This is a genomic window from Ruegeria sp. BC2, from assembly GCF_056539245.1.
On record NZ_JBQFUQ010000004.1, the window covers coordinates 220,628 to 233,954 of the forward strand.

The 13,327-nt window shown below is 63.1% G+C and carries 15 protein-coding genes; 5 read left to right on the top strand and 10 right to left on the bottom strand.

The genetic code is table 11. The annotated features are described in order from the left end of the window. Positions 1-76 precede the first annotated feature (76 nt). The 7 genes from ACR0CU_RS16145 to ACR0CU_RS16175 form a co-directional block, all read right to left on the bottom strand. Positions 77-1,252 (bottom strand): acetyl-CoA C-acetyltransferase, encoded by a 1,176-nt coding sequence (locus tag ACR0CU_RS16145; protein ID WP_093963511.1) that lies wholly within the window; start codon positions 1,250-1,252, stop codon positions 77-79. Between the two features lie 196 nt (positions 1,253-1,448). Then, entirely contained in the window at positions 1,449-2,282 is an 834-nt protein-coding gene (locus ACR0CU_RS16150) for an EAL domain-containing protein (RefSeq protein WP_170448519.1), read from the bottom strand. A gap of 101 nt (positions 2,283-2,383) precedes the next feature. Then, a complete protein-coding gene (locus tag ACR0CU_RS16155; protein WP_093963509.1) occupies positions 2,384-2,575 on the bottom strand; it encodes a hypothetical protein in 192 nt (63 codons plus the stop codon). A gap of 92 nt (positions 2,576-2,667) precedes the next feature. Beyond that, positions 2,668-3,639 (bottom strand): sterol desaturase family protein, encoded by a 972-nt coding sequence (locus tag ACR0CU_RS16160; RefSeq protein ID WP_170448517.1) that lies wholly within the window; start codon positions 3,637-3,639, stop codon positions 2,668-2,670. Beyond that, on the bottom strand, positions 3,636-4,022 hold the full coding sequence (locus ACR0CU_RS16165; RefSeq protein ID WP_170342244.1) for a hypothetical protein: 387 nt from the start codon (positions 4,020-4,022) through the stop codon (positions 3,636-3,638). The genes ACR0CU_RS16160 and ACR0CU_RS16165 overlap by 4 nt, the downstream gene beginning before the upstream one ends. A gap of 59 nt (positions 4,023-4,081) precedes the next feature. After that, positions 4,082-4,411, bottom strand: a complete 330-nt coding sequence (locus ACR0CU_RS16170; RefSeq protein WP_170448515.1) for a hypothetical protein — start codon at positions 4,409-4,411, stop codon at positions 4,082-4,084. 81 nt (positions 4,412-4,492) lie between these two features. Next, positions 4,493-5,059, bottom strand: coding sequence for a TlpA disulfide reductase family protein (locus ACR0CU_RS16175; RefSeq protein WP_170448513.1), 567 nt, complete (start codon positions 5,057-5,059; stop codon positions 4,493-4,495). 21 nt (positions 5,060-5,080) lie between these two features. Between ACR0CU_RS16175 and argH the strand changes: the two genes are divergently transcribed. Next, on the top strand, positions 5,081-6,472 hold the full coding sequence (gene argH / locus ACR0CU_RS16180) for an argininosuccinate lyase (RefSeq protein WP_170448511.1): 1,392 nt from the start codon (positions 5,081-5,083) through the stop codon (positions 6,470-6,472). Beyond that, positions 6,469-6,651, top strand: a complete 183-nt coding sequence (locus ACR0CU_RS16185; RefSeq protein ID WP_170360096.1) for a hypothetical protein — start codon at positions 6,469-6,471, stop codon at positions 6,649-6,651. Before argH ends, ACR0CU_RS16185 begins: the two co-directional genes overlap by 4 nt. Before the next feature lie 242 nt (positions 6,652-6,893). Here ACR0CU_RS16185 and ACR0CU_RS16190 read toward each other — a convergent pair whose 3' ends face one another. Together ACR0CU_RS16190 and ACR0CU_RS16195 are read right to left on the bottom strand one after the other, a co-directional pair. Beyond that, positions 6,894-7,280, bottom strand: a complete 387-nt coding sequence (locus ACR0CU_RS16190; protein WP_170360098.1) for a glycine zipper family protein — start codon at positions 7,278-7,280, stop codon at positions 6,894-6,896. A 93-nt stretch (positions 7,281-7,373) separates the two neighbouring features. Further along, entirely contained in the window at positions 7,374-7,805 is a 432-nt protein-coding gene (locus ACR0CU_RS16195; RefSeq protein ID WP_480643438.1) for a DUF8051 family protein, read from the bottom strand. 140 nt (positions 7,806-7,945) lie between these two features. On the opposite strand from ACR0CU_RS16195, the gene ACR0CU_RS16200 reads away from it, so the two are divergent. The 3 genes from ACR0CU_RS16200 (at position 7,946) to ACR0CU_RS16210 (ending at position 12,477) form a co-directional block, all read left to right on the top strand. Beyond that, a complete protein-coding gene (locus ACR0CU_RS16200; protein ID WP_170448507.1) occupies positions 7,946-8,533 on the top strand; it encodes a TetR/AcrR family transcriptional regulator in 588 nt (195 codons plus the stop codon). A gap of 98 nt (positions 8,534-8,631) precedes the next feature. Next, complete coding sequence (gene lysA, locus ACR0CU_RS16205; RefSeq protein ID WP_170448505.1) at positions 8,632-9,897, top strand: diaminopimelate decarboxylase; 1,266 nt, start codon at positions 8,632-8,634, stop codon at positions 9,895-9,897. Between the two features lie 36 nt (positions 9,898-9,933). Next, the gene (locus ACR0CU_RS16210) at positions 9,934-12,477 is read left to right on the top strand and encodes a TIGR02302 family protein (protein ID WP_367647602.1); all 2,544 of its coding nucleotides are present in this window, start codon (positions 9,934-9,936) and stop codon (positions 12,475-12,477) included. Positions 12,478-12,486: 9 nt separating this feature from the next. Here ACR0CU_RS16210 and ACR0CU_RS16215 read toward each other — a convergent pair whose 3' ends face one another. Then, positions 12,487-13,260, bottom strand: a complete 774-nt coding sequence (locus ACR0CU_RS16215; RefSeq protein WP_170448503.1) for a zinc-ribbon domain-containing protein — start codon at positions 13,258-13,260, stop codon at positions 12,487-12,489. Positions 13,261-13,327 lie beyond the last annotated feature (67 nt).

The window sequence follows — 13,327 nt, forward strand, 5'->3', positions numbered from 1 at the left end:
CATCCTAGGGATATTCTCGGAGTGTAACAAAAAAGGGCGCCCATTGGACGCCCTTATTCGTGACTTGTCAAAGCACTTAGACGCGCTCCACGCACAGGGCGACGCCCATGCCGCCTCCGATGCAGAGGGTTGCCAGACCCTTTTTCGCGTTCCGGCGCTTCATTTCGAACAGCAGCGTGTTCAGAACCCGGCAGCCGGATGCTCCGATCGGGTGGCCGATGGCGATCGCGCCGCCGTTCACGTTCACGATCGAGGGATCCCAACCCATGTCCTTGTTCACGGCGCAGGCCTGTGCCGCGAAGGCCTCGTTGGCTTCGACCAGATCCAGATCGTCAACCGACCAGCCGGCCTTTTCCAGCGCCTTGCGCGAGGCATAGATCGGTCCGACACCCATGATCGACGGGTCCAGCCCGGCGGTCGCATAAGACGCGATGCGGGCCAGCGGTTCGATCCCGCGCTTTTCGGCGTTGTCGGCTGACATCAGCAGGGTTGCCGCCGCGCCGTCATTCAGACCCGAGGCGTTGGCCGCAGTCACCGAGCCATCCTTCGTGAAGGCTGGACGCAGCTTGGCCATCGCCTCCATGGTCGCGCCGTGACGGATGTACTCGTCACTATCCATCACGATGTCGCCCTTGCGAGTCTTGATGGTGAAGGGCACGATCTCGTCCTTGAACTTGCCGGCCTTCTGCGCGGCCTCAGCCTTGTTCTGGCTGGCCACCGCGAACTCATCCTGCATATCGCGGCTGATCTGCCACTTCTCGGCCACGTTCTCGGCGGTCTGGCCCATGTGGTAGCCGTTGAACGCATCCCACAGGCCGTCGCGGATCATGGTGTCGATGTATTTCATGTCGCCCATCTTGTGGCCCGCGCGCAGCGATGCGGCGTGGGGCGACAGGGTCATGTTTTCCTGACCGCCTGCGCAGACGATCTCGGCATCGCCCAGCTGGATATGCTGAGCGCCCAATGCGACGGCACGCAGGCCCGAACCACAGACCTGGTTGATGCCCCAGGCCGCGCTTTCCTGCGGTAGGCCGGCGTTGATGTGCGCCTGGCGTGCGGGGTTCTGGCCTTGGGCGGCCGTCAGAACCTGACCCATGATGGTTTCGCTCACCTCGGACTTGTCGATCCCGGCGCGTTCCACGACGGCTTCGAGGACGGCAGCGCCCAGATCATGTGCGGGGGTGTTCGCAAAGGAACCGCCAAAGCTGCCGACGCCCGTGCGTGCGGCGGATGCGATTACTACGTTGGTCATACAGTCAATCCTTTACCGTCAAGGTCCTGTGGGAAATCTGACGGCGCAGGTCGCACAGAGCCTCTCTGGCGATGCAAGAGCGCCTCGTGATCCCCCGCTCCAGCACTTTCTGCCATAGCGCAATGCTGCACGTGCAGCAACGGACAGCTTGTCTCATGAGAAAGCCTCGGCTGGATAGCGCCCAAGGGAATTGGGTTCAACTTCCTGTTTTGGCTTCTTTTTCCGGTTGCCACGGGGCTTTCACCGTCGGAGCGCCGAATAGGTAGCCCTGCAGACAGTCCGCACCGCTGGCCACCAGAAACTCGGCATCTTCACGCGTTTCGACCGATTCGGCGATGACCAGAATCTCGAATTCACGGGCGACGGCGATCAGCGCGCGCACCAGCGCCTGATTGTCCGGGTTGGTGCTGACACCCCGTACGAACTGCCCGTCGATCTTCGCCGCGTCAAAGAAGAACTCGCGAAAATACCTGAAGCTGAAGTTGCTGGCGCCGAAGTCATCCAGCGCAAAAGCGATCCCGCGATCCTGAAGCCGGCCCATGAAATCGATCACCAGTTCGGGAACCTGCATTGCCGAGCTTTCGGAGATTTCGAGGATAAGCCGCTCGCCCAGCGTTTTGTCCCGCTTGAGAAACCGGTCCAGGATCCGCGACCAGCGCGCGTATCCGATCGAGCGTGCGGACATGTTGACCGAAAGCCGGATTTCCGGATTGCGAGACAGGGCGCGCAATCCTTTTTCCAATGCTATGCAGTCCAATTCCCGGCCGATTGGTGTGTTTTCCACCTGCGGCATGAACTCCCGCGCGGGGATCACACGGCCGGTTTCGTCCAGCACGCGGATGAATGCCTCATAGAAGGCAACGCCGTGCGGGTCTCGTGCTTGCATGACGGGCTGGAACGCCAGGCGGCATTGCTGATGCTTGACAGCCTCGGTCGCCATTTGAACGGTCGAAGTATCTCGCGCGGCGACGGCCGAATTCAACGGGCTGTCCCCACCCTCTGGCAGATCTGCAAAGTCCTTTTTCCGCATCGACGCCGAATCCCCGTACGTTTCCGAAACCGGTCAGCACGTAGTTTCGGGTCGTACCGGTGAATTTGCGGTTAATGCGCGTCGGGAATCAGTCGGCGGGATCAGCGGGTCGTCTGGGCTGCGTGGCGCAATTCGACTACGGCGCCAATCACGGCGCCCAGGAAGCCTGTGCCCACCATAGCAACTCCAAGCATCATCACCGCCGGCGCAGGCTGCTGGCCAAGGGCGCTGAGCATCGCGATTACCAGGCCCAACAGGCCGGTTGCGGTGAAGATGGCTGTAACGCGGGACATGGTGGAACTCCGACCGAACAAACTTGTCACTTGTCCGGATATGGAGCACGCGCGCCGGAATTCAAGCGCCCGCCCGGCAGACGCCGCCAGTCTCAGGCCTGTTTTGCCTGTTGGTTGGGCAGGTTTTCGTCGAATTGCTCGAAACCGGGCGTTCCGCGATCTTCGGGGTGGCGGGCCAGGTGCTTGGACTTGATCTGCTCGGAGCTGTCACGGCTGCCGTCATGGCTGTAGCCCGGCGGGGCAAAGCAATAGGCCAGCCGCTGTTTCAGGGTCAGGCCCGGCTGGGTCGCGTCGCGCCAGATGGCCACCCATTCGTGAAAGGCCACCCGCAGCGGGTTGAAGGTGCCGATATTGTGCACGAGACCATAATCGACCCGGTCGTCCTCCTGTTCGGGCACGAAGGAGCCGAACAGCTTGTCCCAGATGATGAACACCCCGGCATAATTGCAATCCAGATAGCGCGCGTTGCGGCCGTGATGAGCGCGGTGGTGGCTGGGGGTGTTCATGACCGCCTCGAACCAGCGCGGCATCTTGCCGATGGCCTCGGTGTGAATCCAGAACTGGTAGATCAGGTTCAGGCCGCCGCAGAACAGCACCATCGCCGGGTGGAACCCCAGCAGGATCAGCGGCGCGCGCACGACCATCATGAAGGTGAAGGTATAGGTCCAGGTCTGCCGCAGGGCGGTTGTCAGGTTGTAGTGTTGCGAGCTGTGGTGGTTCACATGGCTGGCCCAGACCCAGCGGATGCGATGCCCGAACCGGTGCACCCAATAGTATCGCAGATCATCCAGCACAAAGCACAGGATGATCACCGGGATCGATGTGCCCAGATCCAAGGGCGTGATCTTCCACAGCCACATGAAGAACCCATAGGCGATGAAGCCCAGCAGGAACCCGGACGCGATGTTGCCCGCCCCCATGATCAGCGAGGTCACGGCGTCGCGGGTTTCGTACCGGCCGCCGCGACCCTTCATGGCAATCCACAGGAATTCGGCCAGGATGGCGGCGATGAAGAACGGCACGGCCCATTGGACGACATCGGGAAAGCTGATCTGGTCGGTCATGCGGGCTCCAACAGGTGGCGCCAGTGGCGGCGCTCGGTTTCGTCAAGGCGGACGGTCACGCCGGGGGTGGCGAAGTCGTGGAACTGGACCTCGATTCCCTCGGGGTGGTCGATCCAGTCGAAATCGCGCAGGTGGCGGGCCACCGTGTCGGCGCCAAAGGACCACAACAGGCCCGGCCCGGTCTCGGTACGTAGCAGTGCGGCGTGTCCGTCATGGGTCAGGGTGACGTCGATGATGGTGTCGTCGGGGAAATGGCGCACCCATTCGGCGCGCGCGGTATCGGCGCTCAGCACGCGCAGGCGCGATTTGCCCGTCAGATGCAGCAGCGCGGTGATGCCGGCAATGCCTCCGACCACCAGAACCAGCAGGATTTCCAGCGGCATGATGTCCTCCCGCGGACAGAGTGCAAGCGGGGTCAGGCCCTGTCAAAGGTGGCGTTGCGTCAGCGGGCATCGTGCGGCTCCAGCAACTCGTGCCGGACAACGCGCTCGACGAAGGGCACCAGCCCTTCGGGCCCCGAGGCGCGATCCTTGAGGTGAATGCAGATATCCGGCCGCCGCGCCGCGATGATGCCCACCAGTTCGCCGCGCACCTTGTCATCGAGGCCCGCGCCCATGATCGCGCAGGCGATGCGCGGTTCGGCGTCCAGTTGCCGCCGCACCTCGTCGGGATCATGCGCGCCCAGCCACCGGATCGGAAGATGGTCCAGTTGCCGCGCCACGTCGCCGATCACGTTGGGCAGCCGGCCGATCAGCAAAACCACCGGTTTCATCTCAGCCTCCTGTCTGTTGCCAATGAAAAACCGGCCCTGTTCAGGCCGGTTCCAGTCTAGCACAAAAGGCCGGTCAGGTGGTCAGCTTTCGGGGTTCAGCAGGGCCGCGATGATCGCCTTGGCGCTGTCCGAGTTCCATTCGGCATCGCCGATCAGCCGCGCGATTTCCCGGCCGTCGGGGTCGATGATCACGGTGATCGGCAGACCGACGATGCCCATCTCGCGGGCGACGGCCTGTTTCGGGTCTTGATGGCGGGGCAGGTTGGTGATGCCGTTTTCGTCAAAAAACTTTTTGATCCCCGCGGGCGAGTTGCGCCCGGTGGCCAGCGTCAGAACCTCGAACTGGTCTCCGCCGAATTCCTCCTGCAACTCGGCGATCTGGGGCATCTCCTTGCGGCAGGGCGCGCACCAGGTGGCCCAGAAGTTCAGCAGAACGTATTTGCCGCGATAATCCGCCAGCGTGGCGGTGCCGCCGTCATCTTCCAGCAGGAATTCCGCGTCCGAGACCGGTTTGGGCTCGGAATGCAGGATCAGGCGTTTCAGGCTGCCGTCGCGCAGGTCGGCCAGGGCCTGCGTGTCGGCGGCCAAAGCGGCATTTGCACCCAGCGCAAGGGCCATATAAAGGGGGATCAGACGAAACAGGCGCATATCAACTCCGGGTTTTCCAGCATGACCGAACAATCCTCGAACCAGATGTGGGGCGGCCGCTTTGCCGCCGGACCAGACGCGATCATGGAGGCGATCAATGCCTCGATCGGGTTCGACCAACGGATGGCAGCCCAGGACATTGCGGGCTCGCGTGCCCATGCCGCCATGCTGGCCGCCACGGGCGTCATAAGTGATAGTGATGCCGAGGCCATTCGGGAAGGGCTGCTCACCGTTTTGTCAGAGATCGAACGCGGCGAGTTCCAGTTCTCGACCGCGCTGGAAGACATCCACATGAATGTTGAGGCGCGGCTGAAAGAGATCATCGGCGAACCCGCTGGCCGCCTGCACACCGGCCGCAGCCGCAATGACCAGGTAGCGACCGATTTCAAACTGTGGGTCCGCGATCAGCTGGACGCCGCCGAATCCGGCCTGCTGGCCCTGATCCGCGCGCTTTTGGCGCAGGCCGAGGCCGGGGCCGATTGGGTCATGCCCGGATTCACCCACCTGCAGACCGCGCAGCCGGTGACCTGGGGCCACCACATGATGGCCTATGTCGAGATGTTCGGCCGCGACCTCAGCCGCGTGCGCGACGCGCGGGCGCGGATGAACGAATGCCCGCTGGGTGCTGCGGCGCTGGCCGGCACGTCCTTCCCGATCGACCGGCACATGACGGCGCAGGCGCTGGGCTTTGACCGGCCCGCCGCCAACTCGCTGGATGCGGTCAGCGATCGCGATTTCGCGCTGGAATTTTTGTCGGTGGCCTCGATCTGCGCGGTGCATCTGTCGCGGTTCGCCGAAGAACTGGTGATCTGGTCCTCGGCCCAGTTCCGCTTTGTCACCCTGTCCGACCGGTTCTCGACCGGATCGTCGATCATGCCGCAGAAAAAGAACCCCGACGCCGCCGAGCTGATCCGCGCCAAGGTGGGTCGGATCTTTGGCGCCAACACGGCGCTGATGATGGTGATGAAGGGCCTGCCGCTGGCCTATTCCAAGGACATGCAGGAAGACAAGGAACAGGTCTTTGACGCCGCCGACAACTGGATGCTGGCGCTGGCCGCGATGGAGGGCATGGTCAAGGACATGACCGCCAACCGCGACAGCCTGGCCGCTGCCGCCGGCTCGGGCTTTTCCACCGCGACCGATCTGGCCGACTGGTTGGTGCGGGTGCTGGGCCTGCCCTTCCGTGATGCGCACCACGTCACCGGATCGCTGGTCGCCATGGCCGAAAAGAAGGGCTGCGACCTGCCCGATCTGACGCTCGAGGACATGCAATCGGTCCACGCGGGCATCACGCAGGATGTCTATTCTGTCCTTGGCGTGGATAATTCGGTAAACTCGCGCCAGTCCTATGGCGGTACGGCCCCGGACCAGGTCCGGGCGCAGATCGCCCGCTGGAAGGAGATGCTGGAATGACAATCTTGCGTGTGATTGCCCTGATCGGGGCCGCCTTCACCTTGGCGGCCTGCGGCGCTGACGGAGAGCCCGTCCAGCCGACCCTGAACGCCAATGTGGGCGTTTCGACCAGTGGCACATATGTGAGCGGGGGCGTCGGCCTGCACCGAGGCCCCCTCAGCGTGTTTCTGGGGATCTGAACGCTCTGCGGTTGAAAGCGACGTGCCAGTCGCCATTTAGCAAGTGATCCAACAAATGAAGGCAGCGAAATGAAACCACTCGGCCTTATCCTGTCGCTTGCCATACTGGCGGCGTGTGAGACCACGAATCCGCCGCGTTCGCAGCCAGTAGAAGAGCCCGCGCGCTCGGGGGCTGGAGTGTCCGTATCCGGATACGCGCGGGCCGGGGTGTCGACGAATTTCTGAATGAGCCGTTGATGCGTTCAGCCGGCCACTGGGTGCCCGCGCTGCCGCAGACACTCGATCAGAATGTCACGCCGGGTGTTGCGCATCTCGGCGGCTCCGGCGACGGCACCTGCCGCTGATCCCACTGCTGCGCCGGCTATGGCGCCTTCTGTGTTTCCAACCGTGTCGTCCGAAATGCCTGCCAGTGCGCCGATCCCGGCGCCTATCAAGGCCTGTGTCCGGGTTTCCGGGTTCCACAGGTCCTGGGACTTGGCCAATGCGCGGCACTGATCCAGATCAGCGGCGTAAGCCGGGCCCGGCTCGGCAGACAGGACGGGTTGGTGTTGGGCCCCGGTGCCGCTGCATGCGGCTGTGACCAGGGCCAGCGGCAAGACGGTCAATGTGAATCGTTCCTTGAACAGCATGAGTTGTCTTTCCTTGTCGGTATTCCGGCGGGACCCGGAGCCACTTCCTTTTGCTGTGGCTTCGGCCCCTATACGAGGGCGTGCCGGGCGGGTTCAGATGTGGCCCAGGCCACGATGAGCCAAGGCCACGATGTAGAAAGCCAGGATGAAATCCAGAATCTCGATCAGTCCCAGCATCAGCGGAATTGAGTCGGGTGATGTGGGGAAGACGTGACCCAGGTCCAACAGGACCACGAAGATGTATCCCCAGGCCGCCACGATGGCGCCCCAGCTTGCCGTTGCCGAACCGCGCAGCATGGCCACCGCCGACCCCACGGCCAGCAGGGCAAGCGCGATCAGAAAGGCGTTGAAACCCCAGAACACCGTTCCGCCCAGCCCGGAAAAGTCGCGGGTCTCGATCGGGCCGCCTGGGACCAGCGTGACAAAGCTGGCGACGAGGACAAGCATCAGTTTGGCGGCTGTCGCCGTGGGTTGGGACGCCATAGGCCGCGTTGGGCCGGTGTTGATTTGTGACGAATGCGCCATGACGGAATCCTTTTAATGACTGGCGGGTCATAAATGGAGATGACTTTACTGACCGTCAAGTCATTAAAAGATTGAATTCGCGTGACGCCGCGTCCAATCTGAGTCAAGAGAGGCGCGCCGGAAGAAAATCGGGGGGCAAGATGCCGAAGATCGTCGATCGCGAAGAGATGCAGGGGCGGATATTGGATGCCGCCATGGCCTGCTTTCTGGATCAGGGCTATCACGCCACCAAGATGCAGGAAGTGGCCCATCAGGCCGGGATGGCCAAGGGCACGTTGTATCTGTACTTCCAAAGCAAGGAGGCTTTGCTTCTGGCGTTGCTGCAGCGGTATTTCGAGGATATCCGCGCTCGCATCAACGACATCCCGGCCCCGCAGACGCTGGACCAGTTCATGACCGGGCTACGTCTGTCCATGCCCGCTGACCGTCTGGCGGCGACGCGGCTGTTCTTTGACGTGCTGGGCCCCGGATTTCAGGACCCGCGCGCGGCCGAGATCATCGGCGGGTTCTTCGCCTGGCTTGCCGATCATTATGCTGCTCAGTTCGCCCCATTGATCCGCGCGGGTGAAATCCGCGGCGATCTCAGTGCGCTGGCCGCCGCGCAGGCGGTGACGGCGATGCTGGATGGATTAGTAATCCATCTGGCGATCTTCGGGGGCGATGAAAGCGACTTTGAAGCGCGGCGCGACGCGACCCTTTCGTTGCTTGAGGCCGGCCTGCGCGGATAAGCCGTTGCGCCCGACTACTGTGCGGTTCGCACCGGAATGCGTGCCCGCGACGCAAATCCCGTTGATCCACAGGCCTGTTTTGGTCTAAGCGCGCAGATATGGATCACTTTCTCTACCGCGATGGCGTGTTGTGCGCCGAGGATGTCCCGGTTGCCGAGATCGCAGCTGCGGTCGGCACGCCGTTCTATGTCTATTCCACGGCGACGCTGCTGCGGCACTACAACCTGTTCGACGAGGCGTTGGCAGGTACCGACCACGTGGTCTGTTATGCGATGAAGGCCGCCAGCAACCAGGCCATTCTGAAAACGCTGGCGCAAGCCGGCGCGGGGATGGACGTGGTTTCGGGCGGCGAGTACCTGCGGGCCAAGGCAGCGGGTGTGCCGGGCGAAAAGATCGTGTTCTCGGGTGTCGGCAAAACGGTCGAGGAAATCCGCATCGCACTAACAGGCGGGATTCGCCAGTTCAACGTCGAATCCGAGCCCGAGATGGAGGTGATAAACGCCGTCGCGCAGGAACTGGGCGTGATCGCGCCGATCACCGTTCGCGTGAATCCGGACGTCGACGCCAAGACGCACGCCAAGATCGCAACGGGCAAATCCGAAAACAAATTCGGCATACCGATCGCCCGCGCACCCGAGGTCTATGCCCATGCGGCCAGCCTGCCCGGCCTGAAGGTGGTGGGCATCGACGTGCATATCGGCTCTCAACTGACCGATCTGGAGCCGTTCCGCCAAGCTTACTCCAAAGTCGCCGAACTGACCGAACAGCTGCGTGCTCAAGGCCACGACATTCACCGTCTGGACCTGGGTGGCGGGCTGGGCATTCCCTATGCCCGCTCGAACGAAGCACCGCCGCTGCCGTTGGAATACGGTGCGATGATCAAGGAAACGCTGGGCCATCTGGGCTGCGAGATCGAGATCGAGCCGGGCCGTCTGATCGCGGGCAACGCGGGGCTGATGGTGTCAAAGGTGATCTATGTGAAGTCGGGCGAAGGGCGCAATTTCCTGATTCTTGACGGGGCGATGAACGATCTGATCCGCCCGGCCATGTACGACGCCTATCATGACATCGTTCCCGTCATTGAGCCCGCGCCGGGGGTCGAACAACGCCCCTATGACATCGTCGGGCCGGTCTGCGAGACCGGGGATACCTTTGCGAAACAAAGGGCGATGCCACCGCTGAACCCGGGGGATCTGGTCGCATTTCGCAGTGCCGGCGCCTATGGCGCGGTTATGTCCAGTGAATACAACACCCGGCCTCTGATCCCCGAAGTTCTGGTTCATGGCGATCAATTCGCGGTTATTCGTGAACGGCCAACCTTTGACGAAATCATAAACCGCGATACCATACCTGAGTGGCTGTGACGCGATAACCGCGCGGGCCCGACCCGGAGGCCTGACGTGACCGACACTCGCAACCTGCCGATCCCCAGACTGTCCCTGTTGCTGACGCGCACGGGGATGCTGGCCGAGCAGGTGATGCGCGCCTTTTGGCCGTTCCTGTCGATTGCGGCCCTGATCATGGCGGCCTTGCTGCTGGGTCTCCACGACCTGATCGGCGTTGAAACCGTCTGGATCATCGGAGCCGCATCCATTCTGGCGTTGACGGTTGCATTGGTCTGGGGCGCGCGGAGGTTTCGTTTCCCCACCCGCACGCAGGCGCTTGTCCGACTGGACGAGACACTGCCGGGCCGCCCCATCCAGGCATTGCTGGATGATCAGGCCATCGGGGCGATGGACGAAGATTCGCGCGCATTGTGGCAGGCCCATCAGGCGCGCATGGCCGCCCGCGCCGCGCAGGCCGGACCGGTCAAGCCTGACCTGAACCTTGCCGCTCGTGACCCCTACGCGCTGCGCTATGCGGCGCTTTTGGCGCTGGTGGTCGGATTGCTGTTCGGATCGTTCTGGAAAGTTGGATCGGTCGCCCAGATGACACCCGGCACGGCCGTAGCCGGCCAGGGCCCCAGCTGGGAAGGCTGGGTCGAGCCACCTCGGTATACCGGCCTGCCGACGCTGTATCTGGCCGATCAATCCGGTCCGACGCTGACAGTGCCACAAGGCAGCCGCGTCACTTTGCGCTTCTATGGCGAGGTCGGCGCGCACAGCTTGACTGAAACCAGTTCCTCCGCTTCCACCACAACAGCAACCGATCCGGATCAGGAGTTTGTCGTCGAGCGTTCGGGCCGATTGTCGATCGAGGGCCCTGCAGGACGTGACTGGGGTGTCGAGGTCATTGCGGACGCGCCGCCGGTAATCGCCGTGGCCGAACCCGCCACCGCCGAGGCTGGTGGCCAGATGAAACTGCCGTTCTCGGCGCGTGACGATTATGGCATCCTGTCAGGCACCGCGTTGATCGAGTTGGACCTGTCTGCGGTCGATCGTCGCCATGGTCTGGCCGTTGCGCCCGAACCTCGCGACGCGGTCACCGTCGACCTGCCCATGCCGATCGCTGGTGACCGGAGCGATTTCACGGAAGATCTGATCGAGGACTTTTCGGAACACCCTTGGGCGCACCTGCCGGTCAAGATTACCCTTTCGGCCGTCGATGCCGCTGATCAGGTGTCGGAGTCGGATGTCTACCGAACCGACCTTCCTGCCCGCCGGTTCTTTGATCCGCTGGCTGCGGCGGTGATTGAACAGCGCCGCGATCTGCTGTGGTCGCGCGACAATGCCAAAAGGGTGGCTCAGCTGTTGCGGGCTGTTTCGCACCGGCCCGAGGATGTCTTCCGTTCGGAAACCGCATATCTGCGACTGCGCTACATTCTGCGCCGGTTGGAAACCTTTACGGAATTCGGCCTGGGCCCCGAACAGCAGACCGAGATCGCGCAAGCCTTGTGGGATCTGGCCATCCTGATCGAAGAAGGCACGCTCGCCGATGCGCTGGAGCGGATGCGTCGCGCTCAGGAACGTCTGACCGAAGCGATGCAGAACGGTGCCAGCGATGAGGAGATCGCCGAGTTGATGCAGGAACTGCGTGAAGCGACCGACGAGTATCTTCGTCAGCTGCAGCGGCTGGCGCAGGAAAACCCGGACGGCCAGCAAGGCCAGCAGAACCAATCCGGTGAATCCATGCAGATGACGCAGGATGACCTTCAGCGGATGTTGGACCGGATCCAGGAACTGATGGAGCAGGGCCGCATGGCCGAGGCCCAGCAGGCGCTGGAGGAGTTCCAGCAGATGATGGAAAACATGCGCGTGACCCAGGGCCAGGGACAGGGGCAACAATCCGAAGGCCAGCAGGCCATGGAAGGATTGGCCGAAACCCTGCGTGAGCAGCAGGGCCTGAGCGACGAGGCCTTCCGTGACTTGCAGGAGCAATTCAATCCCGGCGCGCAGGCCGGTGAAAGCCAGGGCAATGAAGGCCGCTCGGGCGGTCAGGGGCGCGGCCAGAGCCATGAGGGTCAGGGCGGCCAGGGCCAAGGATCGGATCAGGCGGGCGAAGGCCAGCAAGGGCAAGGGACTCTGGCTGACCGCCAACAGGCGCTGCGCGATGAACTGAATCGCCAGCAGCAGAACCTGCCAGGCGCCGGAACACCCGAAGGCGACGCCGCACGCGAGTCGCTGGGGCGTGCAGGTCGTGCCATGGATGAGGCCGAAGATGCCCTGCGGAGCGACGACCTTGCCGAAGCGATCGACCGCCAGTCCGAAGCAATGGAAGCGTTGCGCGAAGGGATGCGCGAGCTGGGTGAGGCCATGGCCCAGAACCAGCAGAACCAGCCCGGTCAGGGTACGCAGGAAGGCGACATGCAGGCCAACAACCGCGATCCGCTGGGTCGGAATCCGGGTGCTGCGGGCTCGATCTCGACCGAGGAGAACCTGCTGCAGGGGGATGATGTGTACCGCCGTGCCCGCGAATTGCTGGATGAAATTCGTCGCCGCACGGGCGAAACCGACAGGCCCAGAATCGAACTGGAATACCTCAAAAGGTTGCTCGAGCGGTTCTGACCGGCAGAGTTACTCGGTCGCGGAGCCAGCCTGCGATTCCAGCCAGACCCGGGCCTGATCGACCATCGAGACATACGACTGCAACACGGGCTCGGCCTGGGGAACCGCCTCGCTGATCTGGCGGGCGTTGCCGTAGATCAGGAACAGGATGACCCCGATAATCAGGATCAGCGCAAAGCCGCGCAGGAACCCGCCCGATTTCCGCGGCGGGGCCTCGGCGGGCTCTGCTTCGGCGGGTGCGTCGTCGCTGCGCAAAGTCGAGTTGATGCTGTCCACATCCGGCAGCGCCTCTTTCTGACCGGTTCCCGAGGCGGTTTCGGTCGCCGCAGGAGGTTTGGGCTTGGGGGCCGGTTCCGGCTGCTGATCCAGGCCCAGATCCGGTTGACTTTCCAGGCCGGATCCTTCCTTGGCGCGCAGTTCGGCCTCACGCGCGGCTTCCTCTCGCAGGATTGTCGCAACGGCCGGATCGACGTTGCCGGTTGGAGCGGCTGGCCGGGCTTCGTCGTCGGGTTCGGGATCGGGCTGTTCGGCTTCTACCTGTTCGTCTTCTGCCTGCTCCGGTTCCGGCGCAGCAGCTTCGGCGGCTGGCGGCTCAGACGCATCCGAGGGCGCACTTTCGGCCGGCCCGTCATCGGTTTCGGCCGCGACAGGCTCAGCCTCCGGGTGTTTGGGTTGGAACCAGGTCTGCTCGCAGCTCGAGCATTGCACGTCTCGGCCTTCTTCCGGAATGACCTCATCCGGAACCTCGTACTGGGCATTACAGTTCGGGCATGTTAGTCGCATACTGCCTCCCCGGCCGCCAGCGGCCTGTCGTCGTTTTTCCAAGAATGATAATCCGTTAAGGCGAAAC